General features: G+C 69.4%; 21 protein-coding genes. 11 read left to right on the top strand and 10 right to left on the bottom strand.

The annotated features are described in order from the left end of the window. Positions 1-15 precede the first annotated feature (15 nt). On the top strand, positions 16-567 hold the full coding sequence (locus CBQ26_RS11405) for an HD domain-containing protein (protein ID WP_088248758.1): 552 nt from the start codon (positions 16-18) through the stop codon (positions 565-567). A gap of 89 nt (positions 568-656) precedes the next feature. Here CBQ26_RS11405 and CBQ26_RS11410 read toward each other — a convergent pair whose 3' ends face one another. The 3 genes from CBQ26_RS11410 to CBQ26_RS11420 are packed head-to-tail and all read right to left on the bottom strand — an operon-like array spanning position 657 to position 4,044. Then, complete coding sequence (locus CBQ26_RS11410; protein WP_088248759.1) at positions 657-1,109, bottom strand: response regulator; 453 nt, start codon at positions 1,107-1,109, stop codon at positions 657-659. Next, the gene (locus tag CBQ26_RS11415; protein WP_088248760.1) at positions 1,106-3,370 is read right to left on the bottom strand and encodes a PAS domain-containing sensor histidine kinase; all 2,265 of its coding nucleotides are present in this window, start codon (positions 3,368-3,370) and stop codon (positions 1,106-1,108) included. The genes CBQ26_RS11410 and CBQ26_RS11415 overlap by 4 nt, the downstream gene beginning before the upstream one ends. Before the next feature lie 8 nt (positions 3,371-3,378). After that, positions 3,379-4,044: a response regulator transcription factor gene (locus CBQ26_RS11420; protein WP_088248761.1), complete on the bottom strand. Its 666-nt coding sequence runs from the start codon at positions 4,042-4,044 to the stop codon at positions 3,379-3,381. A 254-nt stretch (positions 4,045-4,298) separates the two neighbouring features. On the opposite strand from CBQ26_RS11420, the gene CBQ26_RS11425 reads away from it, so the two are divergent. Continuing rightward, positions 4,299-5,975: a ribonuclease J gene (locus tag CBQ26_RS11425; protein ID WP_088248762.1), complete on the top strand. Its 1,677-nt coding sequence runs from the start codon at positions 4,299-4,301 to the stop codon at positions 5,973-5,975. A gap of 25 nt (positions 5,976-6,000) precedes the next feature. Here CBQ26_RS11425 and CBQ26_RS11430 read toward each other — a convergent pair whose 3' ends face one another. Beyond that, positions 6,001-6,288, bottom strand: a complete 288-nt coding sequence (locus CBQ26_RS11430) for a hypothetical protein (protein ID WP_143342064.1) — start codon at positions 6,286-6,288, stop codon at positions 6,001-6,003. 348 nt (positions 6,289-6,636) lie between these two features. Here CBQ26_RS11430 and CBQ26_RS22840 point away from each other — a divergent pair, with 348 nt between their 5' ends. From CBQ26_RS22840 to lon, 4 genes are all read left to right on the top strand, one after another. Beyond that, complete coding sequence (locus CBQ26_RS22840) at positions 6,637-6,768, top strand: hypothetical protein (protein WP_255578875.1); 132 nt, start codon at positions 6,637-6,639, stop codon at positions 6,766-6,768. Positions 6,769-7,029: 261 nt separating this feature from the next. Then, positions 7,030-7,635 (top strand): ATP-dependent Clp protease proteolytic subunit, encoded by a 606-nt coding sequence (clpP, locus tag CBQ26_RS11435; protein WP_088248764.1) that lies wholly within the window; start codon positions 7,030-7,032, stop codon positions 7,633-7,635. Then, positions 7,632-8,840, top strand: coding sequence for an ATP-dependent Clp protease ATP-binding subunit ClpX (gene clpX / locus CBQ26_RS11440; protein ID WP_088248765.1), 1,209 nt, complete (start codon positions 7,632-7,634; stop codon positions 8,838-8,840). Before clpP ends, clpX begins: the two co-directional genes overlap by 4 nt. A 138-nt stretch (positions 8,841-8,978) precedes the next feature. Further along, the gene (lon, locus tag CBQ26_RS11445; RefSeq protein WP_088248766.1) at positions 8,979-11,411 is read left to right on the top strand and encodes an endopeptidase La; all 2,433 of its coding nucleotides are present in this window, start codon (positions 8,979-8,981) and stop codon (positions 11,409-11,411) included. A 61-nt stretch (positions 11,412-11,472) separates the two neighbouring features. On the opposite strand, the gene CBQ26_RS11450 is transcribed toward lon, so the two are convergent. The 4 genes from CBQ26_RS11450 to pgeF all read right to left on the bottom strand — a co-directional run bounded on the left by CBQ26_RS11450 (position 11,473) and on the right by pgeF (position 16,883). Then, entirely contained in the window at positions 11,473-12,735 is a 1,263-nt protein-coding gene (locus CBQ26_RS11450) for a type IV pilus twitching motility protein PilT (RefSeq protein WP_088248767.1), read from the bottom strand. Between the two features lie 58 nt (positions 12,736-12,793). Continuing rightward, the gene (locus tag CBQ26_RS11455; RefSeq protein ID WP_088248768.1) at positions 12,794-15,472 is read right to left on the bottom strand and encodes a type II/IV secretion system protein; all 2,679 of its coding nucleotides are present in this window, start codon (positions 15,470-15,472) and stop codon (positions 12,794-12,796) included. 116 nt (positions 15,473-15,588) lie between these two features. Next, complete coding sequence (locus CBQ26_RS11460; RefSeq protein ID WP_088248769.1) at positions 15,589-16,095, bottom strand: YqeG family HAD IIIA-type phosphatase; 507 nt, start codon at positions 16,093-16,095, stop codon at positions 15,589-15,591. Beyond that, positions 16,092-16,883 (bottom strand): peptidoglycan editing factor PgeF, encoded by a 792-nt coding sequence (pgeF, locus tag CBQ26_RS11465; protein ID WP_088248770.1) that lies wholly within the window; start codon positions 16,881-16,883, stop codon positions 16,092-16,094. The genes CBQ26_RS11460 and pgeF overlap by 4 nt, the downstream gene beginning before the upstream one ends. Positions 16,884-17,028: 145 nt before the next feature. On the opposite strand from pgeF, the gene CBQ26_RS11470 reads away from it, so the two are divergent. After that, positions 17,029-17,817 carry an enoyl-ACP reductase FabI gene (locus CBQ26_RS11470; RefSeq protein WP_088248771.1) on the top strand — a complete coding sequence of 263 codons (789 nt, stop codon included), beginning with the start codon at positions 17,029-17,031 and terminating at the stop codon, positions 17,815-17,817. A 49-nt stretch (positions 17,818-17,866) separates the two neighbouring features. Here the strand turns inward: CBQ26_RS11470 and CBQ26_RS11475 are convergent, their stop codons facing one another. Beyond that, positions 17,867-18,241: a winged helix-turn-helix transcriptional regulator gene (locus CBQ26_RS11475; protein WP_088248772.1), complete on the bottom strand. Its 375-nt coding sequence runs from the start codon at positions 18,239-18,241 to the stop codon at positions 17,867-17,869. Between the two features lie 183 nt (positions 18,242-18,424). On the opposite strand from CBQ26_RS11475, the gene CBQ26_RS11480 reads away from it, so the two are divergent. From CBQ26_RS11480 to CBQ26_RS11495, 4 genes are all read left to right on the top strand, one after another. Then, on the top strand, positions 18,425-19,357 hold the full coding sequence (locus tag CBQ26_RS11480) for an NADP-dependent oxidoreductase (RefSeq protein ID WP_088248773.1): 933 nt from the start codon (positions 18,425-18,427) through the stop codon (positions 19,355-19,357). A 38-nt stretch (positions 19,358-19,395) separates the two neighbouring features. Next, complete coding sequence (locus CBQ26_RS11485) at positions 19,396-19,809, top strand: cysteine hydrolase family protein (RefSeq protein WP_172418040.1); 414 nt, start codon at positions 19,396-19,398, stop codon at positions 19,807-19,809. Further along, positions 19,806-20,840, top strand: coding sequence for a M42 family metallopeptidase (locus CBQ26_RS11490; RefSeq protein ID WP_088248774.1), 1,035 nt, complete (start codon positions 19,806-19,808; stop codon positions 20,838-20,840). Before CBQ26_RS11485 ends, CBQ26_RS11490 begins: the two co-directional genes overlap by 4 nt. A gap of 99 nt (positions 20,841-20,939) precedes the next feature. Continuing rightward, positions 20,940-21,674 (top strand): IclR family transcriptional regulator, encoded by a 735-nt coding sequence (locus CBQ26_RS11495; RefSeq protein ID WP_088248775.1) that lies wholly within the window; start codon positions 20,940-20,942, stop codon positions 21,672-21,674. Positions 21,675-21,702: 28 nt separating this feature from the next. On the opposite strand, the gene CBQ26_RS11500 is transcribed toward CBQ26_RS11495, so the two are convergent. Next, positions 21,703-23,448, bottom strand: coding sequence for a dynamin family protein (locus tag CBQ26_RS11500; protein WP_088248776.1), 1,746 nt, complete (start codon positions 23,446-23,448; stop codon positions 21,703-21,705). Positions 23,449-23,532 lie beyond the last annotated feature (84 nt).

A 23,532-nucleotide genomic window follows, 5' to 3' on the forward strand; every position in this document is an offset into this window, starting at 1 on the left:
CCGCTAGACTGCCGTATGAACCGTGATCAGGCGTACGCGTTGATGCTGGAACACACTCCGTCCGGGTCGCTGCGGCGGCACATGCTGAACGTCGAGGCCGCCATGCGCGCCTACGCCCGTCACTGGGGCGAGGACGAGGAACTGTACGCCGTGGCGGGCCTGCTGCACGACTTCGACTACGAGGCCCACCCGGACGAGCACCCCGTCTGGGGCGTGGCCTTCCTGCGTGAGCACACGGACACGCCGCCGGAGGTGCTGGACGCGATCATGGGACACGCGGCGTTCACGGGCACGCCCCGCGAGTCGCGGCTCTCGCGGACGCTGTTCGCGGTGGACGAACTGACCGGACTGGTGCAGGCGGCCGCGCTGGTCCGCCCGGACCGGGACGTGCGGCAGGTGGAACTGTCCAGCCTGAAGAAGCGCTTTAAAAACCGGGCGTTCGCGGCGGGCGTGAACCGCGACGAGGTCGAGCAGGGCGCCCGCGAACTGGGCGTGCCGCTCGACGAGCACATGGAGCGGGTGCTGCGCGCCCTTCAGGACGCCACCCCCGAACCGGCCCTCGCCTGAACGGCACGGACCGAACCACATGGGCAGAGGGACCGGGGCGTGTACTCCGGTCCCCTCTGTCCCACACGCTGCGGGGCGCGTGCCGGCGCTCAGGGGCCGCGCGGCGGGAAGCGCACGAAGGTCATCCAGAAGGCCTCGAAGGCGCGCATGGCACCCAGGAAGTTCTCGAAGCCCACGGGCTTGACGACGTACCCACTGGCGTGGCGTTCGTACGAGGCGCGCACGTCGTCGTCGGCCTGACTGGTGGTGAGCATCACGACCGGGATGCTGCGCAGGTCCGGGTCGGCCTTGATCTCTTCCAGGACTTCCAGGCCGGTCTTGCGGGGCATGTTGATGTCCATCAGGATCACGTCGGGGCGGGGCGCGCCGCCGTGCTCTCCCTCGCCGCGCAGGAAGCGCATGGCTTCCACGCCGTCACGGGTGACGTGCAGGCGGTTGGGAACGCGGGCGTCCTCGAAGGCTTCGAGGGTCAGCAGGACGTCCGGCTCGTTGTCCTCGACCAGCAGAATTTCAATGGGATCGGTGATGGGTGTTGGGGTCATTGGGAGGGAGCCACGGGGAGCGTCAGGTGGAAGGTGCTGCCCTGTGCCGGGGCAGATTCGAGCCAGATGCGGCCGCCGTGGAACTCGACTATTTTACGGCAGATGGCGAGCCCCATGCCGTTGCCGGCGTACTGCTCGCGGCGGTGCAACCGCTGGAAGATGTCGAACACCCGCGCGTGGTACTCGGGCGCGATCCCGATTCCGTTGTCCTGCACGGTCACGCGCACGAATTCACCTTCCAGGTGTGAGGTCACCTGGACGTGCGCCGGGCGGTCCTGGGCGCGGAACTTCAGGCCGTTGCTGATCAGGTTCGTGATCAGCTGGATCAGCAGGGACGGCTGGCCCAGCACGGCGTGCGGCGTGCGCCAGTCCAGGGTGCCGCCCCCGTCGTCCAGCGTGCCGCGCACGTTCTGCGCGGCGGCGCGCAGCAGGTCGTCCAGCGGGACGCGTTCGAGCAGGGTGTCGTGCCGGCCCACGCGGGCGAAGCCCAGCAGGTCCTGGATCAGGCTGCGCATCCGCATCACGGCGTCCTGCATGTAGTGCAGGTACTGGTCGGCGCGCGGGTCCAGCTGGCCCTGGTAACGACGGGCGAGCAGTTCGGTGTAGCTGCCGATGGTCCGCAGGGGTTCCTGCAGGTCGTGGCTGGCGACGTACGCGAACTGTTCGAGGTCCTGGTTGCTGCGTTCGAGGTTCTCGATCAGTTCGCGCAGCTGCTCCTGGGCGCGTTCGCGTTCCGTGATGTCCTGCACCATGACGACCGCGCCGCTGGGCTGCCCGTTCTCGTCGTGGGTGGGCGTGACGACGTACGCGACGGGCACGGCGTGCCCCTGCGCATGCCACATGACGTCCTGTTCCACGCGGCGGGTCTGCCCGTCCTGCAGGGTCTGGTGGATGGGGCATTCGCGCAGCTCGTACGGGCGCCCGTCGGCGTGGTGGTGGTGGACGAGGTCGTGCTGGGACGCGCCGATCATGCGTTCCACGCTGTAGCCCAGCATCCGCGCGGCGGCCGGGTTCGCGAAGGTCGTCATGCCGTCCGGGTTCAGGCCGAAGATGCCCTCGCCGGCGGCGGTCAGCAGCAGGGTGCTGAAGCGGGTCAGGTCGGCCAGCGCCAGGGTGCGTTCCTGCACGCGGCGTTCCAGGTCGGCGTTCAGGTCGATCAGCGCCTGCTGCGCGTCACGCACGGCGCTCATGTCGGTGTGGATGCCCACCCACTCGCGGATCGCGCCGTTCTCGTCACGGACGGCCACGGCGCGGGCCTGCATGGGGACGTAGGTGCCGTCGGCGCGGCGCAGGCGGTGTTCGGTCAGGTAGTGCTGTTCGGTCTGCACGGCCCGCCGCCAGTCGCGCAGGGTGCTGGGGCGGTCGTCCGGGTGGACGGCGTCCAGCCAGCCGGCCCCGCCGTACTCGCCCGGCGTCTGTCCGGTGAAGGCCTCCCAGCCGGGCTGCGGGGGCGGGAAGTGCCCGTCCGGGTGGGCGTCCCACACGATCTGCGAGGTCGCCTCGACCAGCGACCGGAAGCGCTGCTCGCTGCGCTGCATCTCGCGTTGCAGCACGTACCGGTCCGTGACGTCCGCGAAGACGGTCGTGACCTGCTTGGCCTCGTTCGTGCCGGCCACCAGCCTCGGGATGGCCGTCACCTGCAACCACCGCCACGTCTCGCTGGGCGGGTGGAAGATGCCCATGGGAACGTCCCGGACGACCTGCCCGGTCCGCAACGCCACGCGCGACGGGTGGGTGTCGCCGGGAAAGGGCCGGCCGTCCGGGTGGATGGCCTGCCAGCGCGGGTCCAGCGAGTCCCGTCCGGTCAGCTGCCCGGCACTCAGGCCCAGGATGTCCGGGGCGGCGCCGTTCACCATCAGGATGCGGCTGTCCGGGGACTGCACGGTCAGACCCAGGTGCAGGCCGTCCATGAGTTCCAGCGCGACCTCCAGCGGGTCACGGGCGACGTGCAGGTGCAGCAGCACCCCGCCGCCCGACGGGGCGACCGTCACCAGTCCCGGCGCGGCCGTATCCACGATCTTGACCGTGACGCGCGTGGTCTGCCCCGCCTGCGCGTCCTGCACGGCGCGGCGCAGCCGGGCCGCGCTGTCGTCACTGAACAGCGCCTGCCAGTCCTGCCCGGCGTCCAGCAGGTCCAGTCGGGCGGCGGCGGCGCCGTTCACGGTCCAGGCGCCGTCCGGGCCGAGCCACGCGACCGGGTCCGGCAGCGCCGCGAGCAGCGCCCCGGCGTCCGCTCCGGCCGCGGCGGAAAGGTCGTTCATGCGGCCGGTCAGCCGCGCAGGGCGTACCCGACGCCACGCACGGTGCGCAGCAGCCCGTAGCCGTCCAGGTCCCGCAGTTTGGCGCGCAGGTTGGCCATGTGGACGTCCACGACGTTGCTGCCCTCGGGCAGGCGGCCCTGCCAGATGTCCTGGCCGATCTCCTGGCGGGAGTACACGCGGCCCGGCTGGCGGATCAGCAGCGCCAGGATGTCGAACTCCTTGGGCGACAGGCGCAGCTCGTCGCCCTTGTAGGTCACGAGGCGCTTCTGGGGGTCCAGGGTCAGGTCGCCCATGGTCAGGCTCTCGGTGGTGCGCTGGCGCAGCTGCACCTTCACGCGGGCCAGCAGTTCGTCCGGGTGGAAGGGCTTGATCAGGTAGTCGTCGGCGCCCAGGCCCAGCAGGCGGACCTTCTCCTCGACGGTGTCGCGGGCGGTCAGCACGATGATCGGCACGGCGCTGTTCTTGCGCAGGCGCTGCACGACGTCCCCGCCGTCGAAGTCCGGCAGGCCCAGGTCCAGCAGGATCAGGGTGGGTTGCTCCTCGCGCGCCTTGATCAGGCCGTTCATGGCCGAATCCGCGTGTTCCACTTCAAAACCGGCGTCCGTCAGGTCCATGCGCAGGACGTTGGCGATATCCAGGTCGTCCTCGATGACAAGAATGCGTTGAGAGCTCACGCACAGGATGATACCCCTTCATGAAGACCGGCCGTGCTGAGCCTCCCTTCACGCTGCCGCGCCCGCCGGGCGCCCCCGGCCCCGGTGGGGGGGCCGCGCAGACAGTGTGGTACGGTGAAGCTACCGCGCTCTGACCCTGCCCTGACGAGGGGGACCGAGCGACACAACCGCATGAACCGCACTCAGGCCGCATTCCAGGCCCCGCCGTCTCACACAACCCGCCCGCGCCACCGCGACAGGCACCCGGAGTTCCCATGACACAACCCAGCAAAGCCGCCCCGAACGACACGGGCGCCGCCCCCCACCTCGAAGTCATCCCGCTCGGCGGGATGGGCGAGATCGGCAAGAACATCACCGCCTACCGTTATGAAGACGAGATCATGATCGTGGACGCCGGACTGGCGTTCCCCGAGAGCCACCAGATGGGCATCGACCTGATCATCCCCCGCATCGATTACCTGCAGCAGAACGCCGGGCTGATCAAGGGCATGATCCTCACGCACGGGCACGAGGACCACATCGGCGGCCTGCCCTACATCCTGCCGCGCCTGCCGCGCATCCCGGTGTACGGCGCGAGCCTCACGCTGGGACTGGTGCGCGAGAAACTGTCCGAGTTCGGCATCAAGGACGGCGAGGTGGACCTGCGCGAGGTGCAGCTCACCGACCGCGTCCGCATCGGCACGCACTTCCAGGTGGAGTTCATCCGCATGACCCACTCCATTCCCGACAACGCCGGGTACATCCTGACCACGCCGGCCGGGGTGGTGCTGCACACCGGGGACTTCAAGCTCGACGAGGAACCCAGCGACGGCAAGACCAGCGACCTCGCCCGCATCGAGCAGGCCGGCAAGGACGGCGTGCTGCTGCTGCTCAGCGACTCCACGAACGCCGAGCGTCCGGGCCGCACGGTCAGCGAGGCCGAGGTCGCCCGGAACCTGGAAACGCTGATCGCCGGCATCAAGGGCCGCGTGTTCATGACGACCTTCGCGTCGAACGTGCACCGCATCCAGAACGTCATCAACATCGCGCACCGCCAGAGCCGCCGCGTGGTCATGGAAGGCCGCTCCATGCTGAAGTACGCGCAGGTCTCGCAGCAACTCGGGTACATGGAACTGCCCGAACCGTTCCTGGCCAGCGACGAGGTCGGCGGACTTCAGGACCAGCAGGTGCTGTACGTCTGCACCGGCAGCCAGGGCCAGCCCATGAGCGTCCTGTCACGCCTGGCGTTCGGAAACCACGCCAAGATCGCCCTCAGGCGCGGCGACAGCGTCATCCTGAGCAGCAACCCCATCCCCGGCAACGAGGAAGCCGTGAACCTCGTCATCAACCGCCTGTACGAGATCGGCGTGGACGTGTACTACCCGCCCACCTACCGCGTGCACGCCTCCGGACACGGCAGCCAGGAGGAACTCGCCACGGTCCTGAACCTCGCGCGGCCCAAGTACTTCCTGCCCTGGCACGGCGAACCCCGCCACCAGATCAACCACGCCCGCCTCGCCCAGACCCTCCCCCGCCCGCCCAAACGCACCCTGATCGCCAAGAACGGCGACGTGATCCGCCTCAGCCAGGACGAGTTCAAGGTCACGGGCACCGTGCCCGCCGGCGCCGTGTACGTGGACGGCCTGGGCGTCGGGGACATCGGCGACGACGTGCTGCTCGACCGCGTGAACATGAGCCAGGAAGGCGTGCTGATCATGACGGCCGTGCTGCACCCCACCCCGCACGTGGAAGTCGTGTCGCGCGGCTTCGTGCGCGCCAACCGCGAACTCGACGGCCAGATCCGCAAGGTCGCGCTGGAAGCCGTCGAGCAGGGCCTGCGCGAGAAGAAACGCCTCGAAGACGTCCGCGACGACATGTACGGCGCCGTACGGCGCTTCGTGCGCAAGGCCACGGGCCGCAACCCCGTCCTGATTCCCCTGATCGTGGACTGAACGACCGGTCCCCGGACGGCCCCTGTCAGTCGGCGGGGGCCGTGTCGTTTGCGCTGAACTGCTCACGCTCGTTGAGGTAGAGCCGCGTCAGGCGTTCCGCTTCCTGCAACCTGGCCTGAGCGTCTGCCGCTTCTGACGCGGGCAGACGCGCCGCCACCAGCTGAGCCGGGCGGAAGGGACCCACCGAATGCCCCCAGATCAGTCGTCGGCTGTTACGCGGCACGGACATGAACGCCACCAGACCGGCAGGAGTCTGCACCTGATCAAGCCAGGGGAACAGGGCTTCGTCGCACTGCGCCCGCAGGCGTTCCATCTGCTGCACCATCTCGTGTTCCAATGCTCCGGGCAGCAGCTGGACCCAGGGGGTGTCCTGCCCCGTCAATCGGGCGTAGGTCGTCCGGAACGTGAGGCCTTGTGGCCTACCGGAAAGGTCCACTTGAAAGACGGTCGTGGCCCACGTGGAGAGCCGCCAGCTGCGCCTACGCCATTCTGCCCGCACACCAAGTCTCTGATGACCATGTGAGGTTGCACGGGACAATTCAAGGACCTCTGAAGAGGTCAGCTGATACCCGGCCCTTGTCACTCCGGCCTCGAATGCAGCCCGCAGTTGCGCGAGAGTCAGATCATCCGGTGAAGGGGCGGACCGGGGCATGCTGCCATTATGCGGAATGGGAGCCTGCGCGAGAAGAAACGCCTCGAAGACGTCCGCGACGACATGTACGGCGCCGTGCGGCGCTTCGTGCGCAAGGCGACGGGCCGCAACCCCGTCCTGATTCCCCTGATCGTGGACTGAACGACCGGTCCCCGGCGGCCCCTGTCATACGGATTCCGTTTATTTCGTTGACAGATCGGAAGACCACCGATCTGCCAACTCCACGTCCGGAATCCGCCCCTATCCCACTCGCTCCGCTCGGATTGAACGGCTTTATAAGCCATTCAATCGGAGTGCGTATCAGTCGGCGGGGGCCGTCTGGTTGCGGGCGCGCGGAAGTGGTCCGGGTGCAAGTCGGGGTTCGCCTACGTTCCCTTTCCCCCGCCGTGCGATAATTGCTCCATGAGCGTGATTCCCTACGTGATCGAGCAGACCGGGCGTGGCGAGCGGATGTACGACATCTACTCGCGCCTTCTGAAGGACCGGATTATCTTCGTGGGCACGCCCATCGAGTCGCAGATGGCGAACACCATCGTGGCGCAGCTGCTGCTGCTGGATTCCCAGAATCCCGAGCAGGAGATCCAGATGTACATCAACTGCCCCGGCGGCGAGGTGTACGCGGGACTGGCGATCTACGACACGATGCGGTACATCAAGGCGCCGGTCAGCACGATCTGCGTGGGAATCGCCATGAGCATGGGCAGCGTGCTGCTGATGGCCGGCGACAAGGGCAAGCGCATGGCGCTGCCGAACAGCCGGATCATGATTCACCAGGGGTCGGCGGGGTTCCGTGGGAACACCCCGGACCTGGAAGTGCAGGCCAAGGAGGTGCTGCACCTGCGTGACAAGCTGGTGGGCATCTACCACGAGCACACCAGCATTCCGCACGACAAGCTGCTGCGGGACATGGAACGTGATTACTTCATGTCGCCCGAGGAGGCCATGGGGTACGGCCTGATCGACAGCGTGGTGGACCGGGTGCGGTCCGGGGAGGCGAAGGAACAATGACGAAGAACGGTGGGGACCGCTGCTCGTTCTGCGGGCGTCAGCATCCGCAGATCGCGCAGCTGATCGAGGCGCCGGGCCGCGCGGCGTTCATCTGCAACGAGTGCACCGAGCGGGCGCACGAGCTGGTCAAGCAGAACCGCAAGGCGGGCGCGGAGTTCAGCCTGGAGGAACTGCCGACGCCCCGTGAGATCAAGGCGTACCTCGACGAGTTCGTGATCGGGCAGGACGAGGCGAAGAAGGCGCTGGCGGTGGCGGTCGTCAGTCACTACCAGCGGCTGGCGCACCCGGACGTGAACCTGCAGAAGAGCAACATCCTGCTGATCGGGCCGACCGGGACCGGCAAGACGCTGCTGGCGGCCAGTCTGGCCGAGATGCTGGAAGTGCCGTTCGCGATTGCCGACGCGACCACCCTGACCGAGGCCGGGTACGTGGGCGACGACGTGGAGAACGTGATCGTGCGTCTGCTTCAGGCGGCCGAGTACGACGTGGCGGCGGCCGAGCGCGGGATCATCTACATCGACGAGATCGACAAGATCGCCCGCAAGTCCGAGGGGACCAGCATCACGCGTGACGTGTCCGGTGAGGGCGTGCAGCAGGCGCTGCTGAAGATCATCGAGGGCACGGTCGCGCAGGTGCCGCCGCAGGGGGGACGCAAGCACCCGCAGCAGGAACTCGTGCAGGTGAACACGAAGAACATCCTGTTCATCGTGGGCGGCGCCTTCGACGGGATCGCGGACATCGGCCGCAGCCGCACGAACGTGCGCGCGGTGGGCTTCGGCGCCGAGCACAAGGGCGACGAGAAGGAGGAACTGCGCTTCCTGCCCGAGGACCTCGTGAAGTTCGGTCTGATCCCGGAGTTCGTGGGGCGTCTGCCGCTGGTGGTGCAGCTTCAGGATCTGGACGAGGAGGCGCTGGTGCGCATCCTGACCGAGCCGCAGGGCGCGATCGTGTCGCAGTATCAGGCGCTGTTCGGCTTCCAGAACGTGGACCTGAGCTTCACGGACGAGGCGCTGCGTGAGGTGGCGCGCCGCGCCCGTGAACGCAAGACCGGGGCGCGCGGGCTGCGGGCGGTGCTGGAGAAGGCCATGACGGACCTGCTGTTCGAACTGCCGGTCGAGGACCTGAAGGAGCTGCGGTTCGACGCGGATCACATCGATGCGCCGATGGGCCTGCTTGAGTCTAAGGGACTCAAGAAGTCTGCCTAAACGCAACAGGCATTACAGCAAGCCCCCGCCCGCGTCCCTACACTTCTGGGACACCGTGCGGGGGTGTCGGCTTTCGGCAGACCCGCGTTACACTCAAGTATTCCCGCGCCCATCCCGGCGCGGCCGCAAGGAGCAAGCATGATCTGGGAACTGCCCGTAGTCGCCTTAAGAAACATCGTGATCCTGCCCGGCGTCACCATGAACGTGGACGTGGGCCGCCCCAAGAGCAAACGCGCCGTCGACGAGGCCCAGGCCAGCGACCGCCGCGTGCTGCTGCTCACCCAGCGTGACGCCCGCACCGACGACCCCACCCGCGCCGAACTGTTCGACATGGGCGTACTGGCCGTCATCAAGCAGGTCGTGCGGATGCCCGACAACACCTACCAAGTTCTCGTGGAAGCCCAGGAGCGCGCCGCCGTGCAGGACGAGGTGCCCTCGGCGTACATGCGCGTGCGCGCCGAGACGCAGCCCACCCCCGCCGACGACAGCCGCGAGGTCGTCGTGCTGGCGCAGGAGGTCAAGAGCGCCTTTGAGGAGTACCAGCGTCAGAACAAGAACCTGCGCCTGGACAACTACCAGCTCGAGGGCCTCAAGGCCCTGACCGACGCGGGCGCGCTGGCCGATCAGGTCACGCACCACGCCACCTGGACGCCCGAGGAGAAGCAGGAGATCCTGCAGGCCGTCGCGCTGCGCGCCCGCCTGGAAGGAGTGCTGAAGTTCCTGGGCCGCGACACCGAACGCTTCAACATGGACAAGAAGATCGCGGGGCGCGTCAAGGAACAGATGGACGCCAACCAGCGCGAGTACTACCTGCGCGAGCAGATGAAGGCCATCGGCAAGGAACTCGGCGGCGGCGAGGACGGCCCGGCCGAGGTCGAGGCGCTGCGCGAGAAGATCGAGGCGGCCGGCATGCCCGACAGCGTCAAGGAAAAGGCGCTGAAGGAACTCAACCGCCTGGAACGCACGCCCGGCGGCAGCCCCGAGAGCACCGTCGTGCGCAACTACATCGACTGGCTGATCGACGTGCCCTGGAGCAAACGCGACGAGGAGATCCTGGACATCGCGCGCACCCGCGAGATCCTCGACGCCGACCACTACGCCCTGGGCGACGTGAAGGACCGCATCCTGGAATTCCTGGCGGTGCGTCAGCTGACCCACCGTCCCGGCGAGACCGAGGAGGCCCGCAAGGAACGCAGCGCCGAGGAACGCACGGACGACGCCGAACTGCGCGCCCCGATCCTGGTGCTCGTCGGCCCTCCCGGCGTCGGCAAGACCAGCCTGGGTAAGAGCATCGCGCGCAGCCTGAACCGCAAGTTCGTGCGCATGGCGCTGGGCGGCGTGCGGGACGAGGCCGAGATCCGCGGTCACCGCCGCACGTACATCGGGTCCATGCCGGGCCGGATCATACAGGCGATGAAGAACGCGGGCGTCACGAACCCCGTGATCCTGCTCGACGAGATCGACAAGATGAGCAGCGACTGGCGCGGCGACCCCAGCAGCGCCATGCTGGAAGTCCTCGACCCCGAGCAGAACCACACCTTCCAGGACCACTACCTGGAAGTGCCGTACGACCTGTCGCAGGTCATGTTCATCACGACCGCCAACAGCCTGCAGACCATCCCGCGCCCGCTGCTGGACCGCATGGAGATCATCAACATTCCCGGCTACACCCAGGTCGAGAAGGTCGAGATCGCGCGGCGCTACCGCGTGCCCCGTCAGATCAAGAGCCACGGCCTGACCGGCAAGCTGGACATCACGGACGCCGCGCTCAACCGCGTGGTCGAGGAGTACACCGCCGAGAGCGGCGTGCGCAACCTGGACCGGCAGGTGAGCAAACTGGCCCGCAAGGCCGCCCGTGAACTGCTCGAGAAAGCCTGGGACGGCGTGAAGGTCATCGACGCGGCGCAGGTGCCCGACTACCTGGGCGTGCCCGTGCACCGCCCGGACCGCATGGAGAAGGAACCGCAGGTCGGCGTGGCGCAGGGCCTCGCGTGGACCAGCGTGGGCGGCACCATGCTGCTCGTGGAGGCGCTCGCCACGCCCGGCACCGGCAAGATCGTCATGACCGGCAGCCTGGGCGACGTGATGAAGGAGAGCGTCAGCGCGGCCATCGCGTACCTGCGCGCCAACGCCGCCCGCTACGGCGCCGACCCGGACTTCCACAAGACCATGGACCTGCACGTTCACTTCCCGGATGGCGCCACGCCCAAGGACGGCCCCAGCGCCGGCATCACCATCGCCACGGCCGTCATCAGCGCCGTGACCGGCCGCCCCGTCCGTATGGATGTCGCCATGACCGGCGAGATCAGCCTGCGCGGCCGGGTGCTGCCCATCGGCGGCGTCAAGGAGAAACTGCTGGCCGCGCACCAGGGCGGCATCCGCGAGGTCATCATTCCCCGCGACAACGAACCGCACCTGCAGGAAGTCCCGGACAGCATCCGCAGCGACCTGCGCGTCCACGCCGCCGAACGGGTCGGCGAGGTGCTGGACCTGCTGCTGCTTCCCAAACCCGAGTCGGACGGCACGATGCCCGTTCCGCTGGGCAAGACGTCCGCCCAGCCCGGCGCGTAAGCCGCTCGACAGTGAAGCGTCCCCCCAGACCAGCTGGGGGGACGCTTCACTGTCGAGCGGGTCAGCGGCGGCCGTAGCCTCCGCCGCTGCCGGTTTCGGGGGTGCTGGTGGTGGCGGCGCCCCGGCCCAGGCCGGCGTCGGCGCGGCCCGCGTAGCCGCCGGCGGCCGGCGCCGCTGCGGGCGCGAAGCCGGCGACGGGGGCGCTGCCGTATCCGGCGGGCGCGGCGGCACTGCCTCCGGCCGAGCCGACCGTGGGGTCGTTGGCGAGACGGGCGAATTCCTTGCTGTCCACGGCGCGTTCCACGCCCACGTCGAAGGAGATCACGCGGCGGCGGTACAGGTTCGCCAGGAAGGCGTCCATGGTGACCATGCCCTCGCGCGCGCCGGTCTGCATGACGGAGGTGATCTGGTACGTCTTGCCCTCGCGGATCAGGGCGCGCACGGCGGGGTTGGCGATCAGCAGTTCGTACGCCAGGATGCGGCCCTGCCCGTCCAGGCGGGGCAGCAGCTGCTGGGTCATGACGGCCACGAGGTTGTTGGCGAGCTGCACGCGGATCTGTTCCTGCTGCTCTTCGGGGAACACGTCCACGATACGGTCGATGGATTCCGGCGCGGAGTTGGTGTGCAGGGTGCCCATCACGAGGTGTCCGGTCTCGGCGGCGGTCACGGCGGCCTTGATGGTCTCGTAGTCACGCATTTCGCCGACCAGGATCACGTCGGGTGCCTGACGCAGCACGGCGCGCAGCGCGTCGTTGAAGCTCATGGTGTCCGCCCCGACCTCACGCTGGTTGATGATCGACTGCTTGTGCGTGTGCATGAACTCGATGGGGTCCTCGATGGTCATGATGTGCAGGCGCTTGGTGGTGTTGATGTAGTCGATCATGGCGGCCAGCGTGGTGGATTTCCCCGAGCCGGTCGGGCCGGTCACGAGCACCAGTCCGCGCGGCGCGTTGGCGATGTCGATGACGTTCTGCGGGAGGCCCATCTCCTGGGCGCTCTTGATCTTGGTGGGAATCAGTCGCAGCACGCCGCCCACGTTGCCGCGTTGCATGAAGGCGTTTACGCGGAAGCGGGCCTTCTCGCCGAGCGCGAACGAGAAGTCCAGTTCGCGGCGTTCCTCGAAGGTGCGCTGCTGCTTCTCGTTCATCATGGAGTACATCAGTTTGCGGGTCTCGGTGGCGGCCAGTTCCGTGAAGCCCTGCGAGTCGTACACGCCCTGCAACTTGAACTGCGGGGCGAGGCCCACGGTCAGGATCACGTCGGACGCGCCCTTCTCGGCGGCGAAACGCAGGATGTCGGTGATGTCGGCGGCGGGCTGGGTCATGGGAGTACCTCGGGGGTGCGGGAGGGCGGGTGGCAGGGGCGGGGGGGCAGGGCGCGGGTTACTTGCTGGTGACGGCCAGCACCTCCTCCAGGGTGGTGATGCCGGCCAGCGCCTTCTCGATGCCGTCCTGGCGCAGGGTCTTCATGCCGCTCTGGTTGATGGCGACCTCAGTGATCTCGGTGGCGTTCTTGCCCGAACCGATGGCGACGCGCAGCGGTTCGTCGATGACCATCAGTTCGTGGATGCCCATGCGGCCCTTGTAGCCGGTGCCGCCGCAGCGGTTACAGCCGGCCCCGCGCATGAGCTGCGCGCCGCGCAGGTCGCGTTCCGTGATGCCGAGGCGGCGCAGGACATCCGGGTCGGCGTTCGTGGGGGCCTTGCAGTCCGGGCAGACCTTGCGCACGAGGCGCTGGGCGACGACGCCCACGACGGCCGCGCCGATGTTGAAGTGCTCGACGCCCATCTCCTCGAGTCGCACGATGGCGCCCGGCGCGTCGTTGGTGTGCAGCGTGGCCAGCACGAGGTGGCCGGTCAGGGCGGCCTCCACGGCGATCTTGGCGGTCTCGGTGTCGCGGATCTCGCCCACGAAGATGATGTCGGGGTCCTGTCGCAGGAAGGCGCGCAGCGCGCGGGCGAAGGTCATGCCCGCCGTGTTGTTCACCTGCGACTGGATGATGCCCGGAATCTCGTACTCGACCGGGTCCTCGATGGTCGTGGTGTTCTTCTCGGGCACCGCGATGCGCTTGAGGGTCGAGAACGACGTGAAGGATTTCCCCGAGCCGGTGGGGCCGGTCACCAGGAAGATGCCGTTGGGCTTGTGGATGGTGTCCAGGTAGCGCTGGTAGTTGTGTTCGGAAAAGCCCAGCTGCTCGACTTCCGGGATGTTGCTGGCCTTCTGCAGCAGTCGCATGACGGCCTTCTCGCCGTACACGGTCGGCAGCGTGGACAGTCGCAGGTCGAGGTCGATGCTGCCCTTCTTGAAGCGGATGCGGCCGTCCTGCGGGACGCGCCGCTCGCTGATGTCGAGGTGGCCCATGATCTTGATGCGCGCCAGGATGCTCTGCGAACTGCCCCTGGGCAGCTCGTTCTGTTCGCGCAGCACGCCGTCCACGCGGTAGCGGACGCGCAGGGACGTCTCGGTGGGCTCGATGTGGATGTCGCTGGCTTCCTGCAGCGCCGCCTCGCGGATGATGTTGTCCACGACGCGCACCACGGCGTTGTCGTCCAGTCCGGCGGTGACGTCGGTTTCTTCCTGGCGTTTGCTGTCCTTGTCGCGCTGCTTGCTCTCCTGCACCAGCCGCTGGTTCAGGTCGGCCATGTCCTTGCTGCCGAAGTACCGTTCGATCAGGCGGACGATGTCCTTTTCCGCCATGACGGCCGGGATGACCTCGCGGCCCGTGATGAGTTTCAGGTCGTCGAGCGCGAACACGTTGCGCGGGTCCTTCATGGCGATGACCAGCGACTCGCCCTGCAACCTCACGGGCACCACGCCGTAACGGCGGGCGGTGCTTTCCGGGATCAGCAGCGCGACCTTGCTGTCCGGCGGGTTCTGGACCGGATCGAGGAACTCGTACCCGAGCTGGGCGGCCAGCGAGCGGGCCAGCATCTCCGGGCTGAGCTTCCCGGACTGCACCAGCGTGTCTTCCAGGCGGCCGCCGCCCGCGTTCTGTTTCTGCAGGGCGTTGTCGATCTCGTCGGCTCCGGCGAAACCGAGTTCCACGATCACCTCGCCCAGCGGCTTGACGCGGCCCTCGCGGGCCTGCACCTGCAGCGCCTCGCGCAGCTGCGCGCGCGACAGGGTGCCCTGCTGCACCATCTGTTCACCCAGGCGGCCGCGCTGCGGGTAGAAGCGTTCGATCAGCAGTTCCACGTCGCGGGGCTTGGCGAGGATCAGCTGCACGGGGCGGCCCACGAGCGCCTCAATGTCCTCGCGTTTGCGGGGGTCGCTGGCGACCACGGTCACGCCGCTGTCGGTCTCATCGACGGGTACGGCGTTCAGGCGCAGCGCGTCGGCGCGCAGCATGCTGCCCAGCACATCCTCGCTGGGCTGGAAGTCGCGGGGGTTGCGCAGGTACACCGCGCCGACCTGTTCGGCCAGGATCTCGTACAGCTGATCTTCCGTGATGGCCTTCTGAGCGATCAGGGTGGCGCCCAGCGGCTCGCCGGTCTGCTGCTGCGAGTCGAGCGCGATCTGAAGTTGCGCGTCCGTGATCAGGCCGCGCGAGATCAGGCGCTGGCCCATCATGCCGCCGCCGCTGTTGCCCTCGGCGTCGGCGGGCAGTTCGGCCTGCAGGTTCAGGTCCGGGTAGTTCGTGGCGATGGCCCACATGATCTGGTCACGCAGCGCCTGGTACGGTTCGATGTTCAGGCCGCTGTCGTCCTCGAGCGCCTCGATGCTCATGCTCGACAGCGGGTCCACGATCGCCACGCGCAGGGTGCCGCCGTCCACCGCGAACGGGAAGGCCTGCACGCTCAGGGCGGTCTGCGAGCGGACGGCCGCCAGCGCCTGCGGTTCGGGCGTCACGACCAGCAGGTTCACGAGCGGAATGCCGAGCGCCTCCTCGATGGCCCGCGCGATGCGTTTCTCGCCGACCAGTCCGGAGTCGATCAGGATCTCCGCGAGGCGGCCGCCGACCTCGGCGTGGCGGACCAGGGCTTTTTGCAGGTCCGTGTCGTTCACGTACCCCTGTTCGAGCAGGATGGCGCCCAGGCGCCGGTCACCGATTGAGAGTGCCATGTTGTGTCTCCTTGTTCAGGCCCGACCGGGCCGCGCGGCGTGAGGGAACGTGCAGGGTGCAGCGAAGATGGGAAGAGGAGGCGTGAGCCGCGTGCGGGCCGGTGTTCAGGGTCATGTCAGTGGTTCCAGTCGTGCCCGTAACGTTTCAGGACGGCGCGTTCCAGGCGGCGGGCCACGCGGGTGTGCGGGAGGGCGTTCGTGACCAGCGGGCGTACCAGGATGGTGTGCATGCCGCTCAGGTTGCCGCCCAGCACGTCCGTGAACAGCTGATCGCCGACCATGCCCACCTGGTGTGGCGGGAGGCGCAGCTCATCCAGGGCGCGGCGGAAGGCGCGGGGGTTGGGTTTGCCGGCCAGTCCGACGCCCTGGAATTCCAGTTTGTCCAGCCAGAACGCCGCGCGGCGCCCGGTGGCGTTGCTCAGCAGGTACAGGCCCACGCCCGCGATCTTCAGGTCCCGCACCCAGGCCAGGGTGCTGCCCACGCCCACCGGGTCGTAACTGCCGTAGGGGACCAGGGTGTTGTCGAGGTCCAGCAGCAGGCCGTGCAGGCCCCGGTCGGCCAGGAATTCCGGCGTGAGGTGCGTGACGTGGTCGATCACGTCGCGGGGGCGCAGCAGGCTCACGCCTGACCCCGCGCCGGGGTGTCGCCCAGGGCGCGCTGGCCGATCACGGCCCACATGCGCCCGGTCCGGCCCGCGTCGCGGCGGTACGAGTAGAAGTCCGGCTCGGTCGAGCAGCGGCCACTCACCCACACCTGCGCGTCCGGCACGCCCGCCCCGCGCAGCACCGCGCGGTTCGCTCCGGCAAGGTCCAGGTGCCAGGTGGGATCGCCGTGCAGTTCGTCCTCGTCGGCGCCGACGTGCGCGCCCAGGCCCTCCTGCGCGAAGGCCAGCGCGACCTCCTCGCCGACCGGGTACGCGGCCGCGCGGATGCCGGGGCCGACCGCCGCCAGGATCCGCGCCGGGTCGGCGCCCAGTTCGGTCATGGCCTCCACGGTGCGGGCGGCCACGCGGCCCAGCGTGCCCTTCCAGCCGGCGTGCGCGGCGCCGATCACGCCGGCCTGCGGGTCGTGCAGCAGCAGCGGGTAGCAGTCGGCGGTCCCGATGGCCAGCAGCACCCCGGCGTCGGCGCTGACCAGGGCGTCCCCGGTCCAGTGGCCGCCGCTGCGGGCGTGGACGACGTCGGTGCCGTGCACCTGGGTCAGGCGGGCCACCTGCGCGGGCGTGAAGCCCAGCGCGGCGCACAGCCGCTGGCGGTTTTCCTGCACGAGCGCGGGGTCGTCTTCACGGTCGTCGAGGTTCAGGCCACCGTACGGGCCGGTGGACACGCCACCAGCACGCGTCGTGAAGGCGTGCGGCGCAGTGAGGTGCGGCGCGCGGATCAGCATCAGGCGTTCAGTATGCAGGGTCATCTCTCACCGGATTCTGACGCGTCAAGTCCCACACCGGGGGAGGCGGTCTTCATGTACGGCGTGCCCCCGGCCGGGGCGGGCCGCGACGGAGCGCGTTTTGCACCCGCTTCAGCGGGCAGCCGCGCGGGTTGCTAGAGTCCCCCCCATGAGTGTCAGCATTGACTTGAGCGGCAAGACGGCCCTGGTGATGGGCGTGGCGAACGCACGCAGCCTCGGCTGGGCCATCGCGCAGCAGCTTCTGGCGGCCGGATGCCGGGTGGGTTTCTCGTACCAGGGCGAACGCCTGAAGGGCGAACTGGACAAACTGCTGGCCGGACACGAGAACGTCTGGACCCAGCAGGCCGACGCCACCAGCGAGGACGACCTGAGCGCCCTGTTCGCCCGCGTGAAGGACGAATTCGGCGGGCTGGACTACCTCGTGCATTCCATCGCGTTCGCGCCGCGCGCCGCCATGGACGGCCGCTTTCTGGACACCACCGAAGCCGACTGGAACACCGCCCTGAACGTCAGCGCGTACACGCTGGTCTCCACCTGCCGGCACGCCGAGAGTCTGCTGCGCCCCGGCGGCAGCGTGATCAGCCTCACCTACCACGCCTCGCAGAAGGTCGTGCCCAAGTACAACGTGATGGGCGTCGCCAAGGCCGCGCTGGAAGCCACCACCCGCTACCTCGCCAGCGAGATGGGCGCCGCCGGCGTGCGCGTGAACACCATCAGCGCCGGCCCCATGCGGACCATCGCGGCCCGATCCATCCCCGGCTTCGGGACCATGTACGAGAAGGCCGCCGAGGCCGCCCCGCTGGGCCGCAACGCCACGCCCGACGAGGTCGGCAAGCTCGCCCTGTTCCTGCTCAGCGACCTGGGCAGCGGCCTGACCGGCCAGACCGTGTACGTGGACGCAGGCTCCAGCATCATGGCCATGAAGATCGAGAACTAAGGACGGAGGCATACGGGGCGCGGCGAGCCAGGAGGCCCGGCCGCGCCCTTCATGCATCCGGGTCAGACTGGCCGGACTGGGTGTCGCGTTCGCGGTACGCGGCTCCCCAGGCCAGCATGGCGCGCACGATGGGTTCCAGCGTCAGGCCCAGCGGCGTCAGCGAGTACTCGACTTTGGGCGGCACCTGCGGGTAGACCTCGCGGTGAACCAGTCCGTCGGCTTCCAGTTCGCGCAGTTGCAAGGTCAGCATGCGCTGCGTGACGCCCGGCATGCGCCGCTGCAGGTCCGAGAAGCGGCGCGGCCCGCCCAGCAGGTGGTAGATCGCCACGGCCTTCCATTTCCCGCCGATGACAGCCACGGTGGTCGTGACGGGACAGGAGTGCGGCGGGCTGGTGGGCAGGGACGGGCTGGCGGGCGCGGTCATGCCCGCAGGGTAACAGTCCATGGTTCCCAGAATGTGCGTACCTACCAGAAGTGTACGTACTTGGCAATACATGGGTACGCTGGCAGACTGGGGGCACCGCAGGGGGAACCCGCCCGCCTGCCTCCCCTCCTCCCCGTTCAGAACGGCGGGCGCCTCCGGACCGGCCCGCCGCAGGAGTCCCCCATGTCCCTTCCGCAGACCATGACCGTGATGGAACTCCAGCAGCCCGGCGGCCCCGAAGTCCTGCAACCCGCCACCCGCCCCGTCCCCACGCCCGGCCTGGGCGAGGTGCTCGTGCGCGTGAAGGCAGTCAGTATCAACCCCGTGGACACCAAGTGGCGCGCCGGTGGCCCCCTCAAGGAATTTCCGGTCGTGCTGGGCTGGGACGTGTCCGGCGTGATCGAGGCGGTCGGGCCCTACGTGATGGAGTTCGCGGCGGGTGACGAGGTGTTCGGCATGCTGGCCTTCCCGCAGCTGCCCGGCGCCTACGCCGAGTACGTCCTGGCCCGCACGGCCGACATCACCCTGAAACCCGCCGCGCTGGGCCACGAGGACGCCGCCGCGATGACCCTGGCGGCCCTGACCGCGCATCAGGCGCTCGACAGGATGGACCTGCGCGCCGGTCAGCGCGTCCTGATCCACGCGGGCGCCGGGGGGGTCGGGCACTACGCGGTGCAGCTGGCCCGCGCGCGCGGCGCGTACGTGATCGCCACCGCCTCGGCCGGGAACGTGGACTTCGTGCGGGAGCTGGGGGCGAACGAGGTCGTGGATTACCGCGCCCGGCCCTTCGAGGAGCAGGTGCAGGACGTGGACGCCGTGTTCGACACGGTCGGCGGCGACACCACGGACCGCTCGTTCGCCGTGATCCGCCCCGGCGGCTGGCTGGTGTCCATCACGGCCGTGCCGTCCGCGGCACTGGCGCAGGAGCGGGGCGTGCACGCCACCCGGATTCTGGTGTACCCGTCACGCGCTCACCTGAACGAACTGGTGCGACTGGTCGCGGCCGGACAACTGCGCTCGCACGTCAGCCGGGTGTTCCCGCTGGCACAGGTGGCGGACGCTCACCGCGCCCAGCAGACCGGCCGCACGGTCGGCAAGCTCGTGCTGCGCCCCTGACCCGCTCCGCACGGCAAGGCTGCCTTATTCTGGGCGGCATGACCCTCACCCCGCACGCCCTGCTGCTGCTGAACGCGCAGCGTCACGATCTGGAGGACCGCCGCGACGAGCGGGCGCTGGCGCGCGACTGGGCGCATCACGTGGACGAGGCCCGCGCGGCCGGGTGGCTGGTGGCGTTCGTGCAGTGGGACGCGCCGCGCGGCGCGGACTGGGAGACCTTCTCGAAGGCGTGGACGCTGCATCCGGACTTCCGGGCCGAGCAGGGCGACGTGCTGGTCCGCGCCTCCCGCCCGGACGCCTTCGAGGGGTCGGAGCTGGGCGCGCAGCTGCACGGGCGGGCCGTGCAGTCGCTGCAGGTGCTGGCGCTGCCGGGCACGCCGGAACTCGCGGCGACCCTGGCGTCCGCGCAGGCACAGGGGTTCACGGTGACGGACCGGACGGTGCCGGCGTGAGCGACCTGAACCTGGAGTACACCCTGGACGTGCTGGTGCGTCTGCTGGATACGCCCAGCCCGACGGGCTTCACGGACCGGGCCGTGACCCTGATCGAATCCGAGTTGCGGGCGCTGGGCGTGCCGGGCCAGCGGACCCGTAAGGGCGCGCTGACCTGGGAGGTGCCGGGCACCGGTGCGGGGCACGTGACGTTCAGCGGGCACGTGGACACGCTGGGCGCGATGGTCAAGGGCGTCAAGGACAGCGGGCGGCTGCGGCTGTGGGGGCTGGGCGGGTACGACTGGGCGACCGTGGAGGGCGAGGACGTCTTGGTGCACACCCAGTCGGGCCGGGAACTGACGGGAACGGTCGTGAACGTCCGCCAGAGCACGCACGTTCACGGCGCGGCCCTGCGGGACCTGAAGCGCGAGGCGGCCGTCATGGAGGTCCGGCTGGACGAACCGGTGTCCGGGGTGCGGGACGTGCAGGCGCTGGGCGTGGGCGTGGGCGATTTCGTGAGTTTCGACGCGCGGCCCCGCGTGACCGGCAGCGGGTACGTGAAGGCCCGCCACCTGGACAACAAGGCAGCGGTCGCGGTGTTCCTGGCGGTCACGCGCGAGCTGCTGGCCCGCCCGGCGGGCGTCACGGCGGCCTTTCACATCACGACGTACGAGGAGGTCGGGCACGGCGCGGCCACCGGGATTCCCGCGCACACCGACGAGCTGATCGCGGTGGACATGGCGGCGGTCGGTGAGGGGCAGACGAGCAGCGAGCATCACGTGACGCTGTGCGTGGCGGACGGGGGCGGGCCGTACGATCACGCGCTCGGGAACCGGCTGCGGGCGGCCGCGCGCACGGCCGGGCTGGACCTGCGGGTGGACATCTACCCCTACTACGCCTCGGACGGCACGGCGGCGTGGCGGGCCGGTGGGGATTACCCGGTCGCGCTGATCGGGCCGGGCGTGGACGCCAGTCACGCCTACGAGCGCACCCACACCGACGCCCTGCGCGCCACGGGCGACCTGATGCTGGCCTACCTGCGCCGCGACTGATCCGGACCCGGCGGTGCGCGGCCGGGCCGGGTCGTTGCACCGGGTCAAAGGGACCCAAAAGATGTATACAATCCGCGCTTGTCCCTGTAGGCTGGACGTGTGCTCTCACTCCAGAAAGCGGCCACCATCCTGGGAGCGTTCAGCGCCGAACAACCCGAGTGGGGCGTCCGGGCGCTGGCCTCCCATCTCGGCGTGCCCCGCGCCACCGCGCACGCCTACCTCGCCGGCCTGACCGAGGCGGGCTTCCTGCGCCGCACCCCCGCCGGCAAGTACCGCCTGTCCTGGCACCTCGCCGAGATGGGCGCGCAACTGACCGCCTCGCTCCCGTGGTTCCCGGAGGCCCGCGCGCTGATCACCCGGCTGGCCCTGGAAGTCCGCGCCGTGGCGTTCCTGTGCATCCTGGAAGGCGAGGAAGTCGTCGCCACCATCCGCGAACGCCACCCGGACGCCGACATCGACCTGCCGCTCGACGTGTACCTGCCCGCCACCGCCACCGCCAGCGGCAAGATCCTGTACGCGCACGCCGAGATCACGCCCCGCAGCTTCGAGGCCTGCACGCCCAGCTCCATCACCTCGCTGGACGAATGGAAGACCGAGGTCGCCAAGGTCCGCCGCCTGGGCTACGCGTACTCCATCGAGGAATGGATTCCCGGCCAGTGCACCCTGGGCGTGCCGTACCACGCGCTGCACAGCGGCCTGCCCGACCCGCACACCGGCGACACGGTCGTGGCGGCCATCGGCGTGCAGATGAGCGCCGGCCGCTACCTGCGCGAGGAACGCAGCATCCGCGAACGCGTCCTGCAGATCGTCCGCGAGGCTGAAACGCTGCCCTGACGGCCCCTCCCGCGCGGCCGACCAGCCCTCAGTCGGCCGCGCCCCCAGTCGGCGGGGACGACGGGGCGGCCGACTGGGGCGCCGCCAGCGCCTGCACCTCGGTACGCAGGGCCTGCAGTTCCAGTTGCAGGGCCGCCAGTTTCTGCTCGGCGTCGTTCAGACGCGTCTGCTCCTGCGCCGTGAACTGCGTGAACGGCCGCACCGCGTCCCGCAGGCGCGTATCGGCGCGTTCCTGCTCGCGGCCGTACTCGCTGCGCACGATCCGTTCCAGCACCTCACGCAGCGCCGCGACCTTCTCGCGCAACTGCCGGTGCGCCTGAATGCGCTTGTTCGGCAGCACGAACAGACCCAGGCTGCCCAGCGTCAGGCCCGCCAGGATCCCGCCCGTGAAATCCAGCGCGGACGCCCCGATCAGCGCGCCCAGCCCCGCCCCGATCCCCAGCCCGCCCGCCAGGCCACCCACGGCGCCCTTCATGGCGTCCTCGGCGTCCCGCGACAGCTGCCGCGCCAGTTCCGTCTGCGTGGTCGCCTCCAGATGCTGCTGCGCGCTGCCCGCGATGCCTTCCAGCAGCGCCGCCCGGTCGTAACTGAAGCGCGTGCGGGCCACCGCCGACTCCGGCTGCCGCCGCGCCAGGAACACCTGCACGTCCTCCCAGAAGCCCAGGTTCACCTCCACGAACCGGTCGATCATCGACCCGAACTGCCGGTCGATCGCGTCCGGCAACTCCGCCACCGCCTCGCGCCGGAACGCCTCCTCCAGCTCCCGGCCGTTCAGCAGGCCCCGCAGGTTCCCGAACCGCAACTTCTCGTCAATAAACCGGTCGGCGCGCACCTCGAACTCGCTCAGCAGGCGGTTCACGCGGTTGAGCTGCCCGTCCAGCTCCCCCAGCGTGCTCTCCTGATGCGCCCGCTGCCGCTCCTCCAGCTCACGCAGCACCCCCAGGTCCTCCGCGAGCGTCTGCCGGGCCGCCGCGCCCCGCGCCTCCTCGCCCGCCAGCAACTCCGCGACCGTGCCCAGCGGACTCAGCAACTTCAGGCGCGTGCGTTCCACCTCGGACAGCCGCAGGCGCAGCACCTCCCGCAGCGCATGAAAGCCCACGTCCCCACCGCGCTGCTCGGCCCGCGCGCTGATCAGCAGCACCGGCGGCGTCAGGCCCAGCACGCCCCGCGCGCCCGCCTCCACGAACTCCCGCACCTGCGCCCGCTGCTCCGGCGTCTCCAGCAGGTCCGCCTTGTTCACCACCATGATCACACTGCGACCCCAGCGCGCCGCCAGCGACAGGAACTGCCGCTCGGACTCCGTGAACGGCCGGTCCGCCGACGTCAGGAACAACACCAGATCCGCACGCGGCAGGAACCCCTCCGTCAGCGCCTGATGCTGCCGGACAATCGCGTTCGTGCCCGGCGTATCCACCAACGCCACCCCCTCCAGCGACGGCAACGGGTACGTCAGGCGACTCACGAACGGATCACGGGTCGCCTCCATCTGCCCCGGCACCTCCCCGTTCACCAGCACATAGATCCGGTCCGTGGTCGGCGTCACCCCCTCCGGCAGCACCGACGCCCCCAGCAGCGCATTCACGAACGAACTCTTCCCCGCGTTGAACTCCCCGACCACCACCAGCAGGAACGCCTCATCCAGCGCCCGCACCGCCACTCGCGCGCCCTCCACCACCTCCGGCGGCGCGCCCTGCCCCACCAGCAACCCCAGCACGTCACCCAGCAGCGCCCGCTCCCGCCCCAGCAGATCCTGCACCCGACTCGACACCAACATGCCAGACAGCCTACCCGCCCCCACCTGACCGCACCTTCAGCAAACCCCCACCGCCCCACACCCCCGAACAGGGGCAACACACCC

This window comes from Deinococcus indicus, from assembly GCF_002198095.1.
Classification (GTDB): domain Bacteria; phylum Deinococcota; class Deinococci; order Deinococcales; family Deinococcaceae; genus Deinococcus; species Deinococcus caeni.

Excerpts from the sequence above, each read along its gene's own strand:
- CBQ26_RS11405 (WP_088248758.1), top strand. The coding sequence starts at position 16 with ATGAACCGTGATCAGGCGTACGCGTTGATGCTGGAACACACTCCGTCC.
- CBQ26_RS11410 (WP_088248759.1), bottom strand. The coding sequence starts at position 1,109 with ATGACCCCAACACCCATCACCGATCCCATTGAAATTCTGCTGGTCGAG.
- CBQ26_RS11415 (WP_088248760.1), bottom strand. The coding sequence starts at position 3,370 with ATGAACGACCTTTCCGCCGCGGCCGGAGCGGACGCCGGGGCGCTGCTC.
- CBQ26_RS11425 (WP_088248762.1), top strand. The coding sequence starts at position 4,299 with ATGACACAACCCAGCAAAGCCGCCCCGAACGACACGGGCGCCGCCCCC.
- CBQ26_RS11430 (WP_143342064.1), bottom strand. The coding sequence starts at position 6,288 with ATGGAACGCCTGCGGGCGCAGTGCGACGAAGCCCTGTTCCCCTGGCTT.
- CBQ26_RS22840 (WP_255578875.1), top strand. The coding sequence starts at position 6,637 with ATGCGGAATGGGAGCCTGCGCGAGAAGAAACGCCTCGAAGACGTCCGC.
- clpP (WP_088248764.1), top strand. The coding sequence starts at position 7,030 with ATGAGCGTGATTCCCTACGTGATCGAGCAGACCGGGCGTGGCGAGCGG.
- clpX (WP_088248765.1), top strand. The coding sequence starts at position 7,632 with ATGACGAAGAACGGTGGGGACCGCTGCTCGTTCTGCGGGCGTCAGCAT.
- lon (WP_088248766.1), top strand. The coding sequence starts at position 8,979 with ATGATCTGGGAACTGCCCGTAGTCGCCTTAAGAAACATCGTGATCCTG.
- CBQ26_RS11450 (WP_088248767.1), bottom strand. The coding sequence starts at position 12,735 with ATGACCCAGCCCGCCGCCGACATCACCGACATCCTGCGTTTCGCCGCC.
- CBQ26_RS11455 (WP_088248768.1), bottom strand. The coding sequence starts at position 15,472 with ATGGCACTCTCAATCGGTGACCGGCGCCTGGGCGCCATCCTGCTCGAA.
- pgeF (WP_088248770.1), bottom strand. The coding sequence starts at position 16,883 with ATGACCCTGCATACTGAACGCCTGATGCTGATCCGCGCGCCGCACCTC.
- CBQ26_RS11470 (WP_088248771.1), top strand. The coding sequence starts at position 17,029 with ATGAGTGTCAGCATTGACTTGAGCGGCAAGACGGCCCTGGTGATGGGC.
- CBQ26_RS11475 (WP_088248772.1), bottom strand. The coding sequence starts at position 18,241 with ATGACCGCGCCCGCCAGCCCGTCCCTGCCCACCAGCCCGCCGCACTCC.
- CBQ26_RS11480 (WP_088248773.1), top strand. The coding sequence starts at position 18,425 with ATGTCCCTTCCGCAGACCATGACCGTGATGGAACTCCAGCAGCCCGGC.
- CBQ26_RS11485 (WP_172418040.1), top strand. The coding sequence starts at position 19,396 with ATGACCCTCACCCCGCACGCCCTGCTGCTGCTGAACGCGCAGCGTCAC.
- CBQ26_RS11500 (WP_088248776.1), bottom strand. The coding sequence starts at position 23,448 with ATGTTGGTGTCGAGTCGGGTGCAGGATCTGCTGGGGCGGGAGCGGGCG.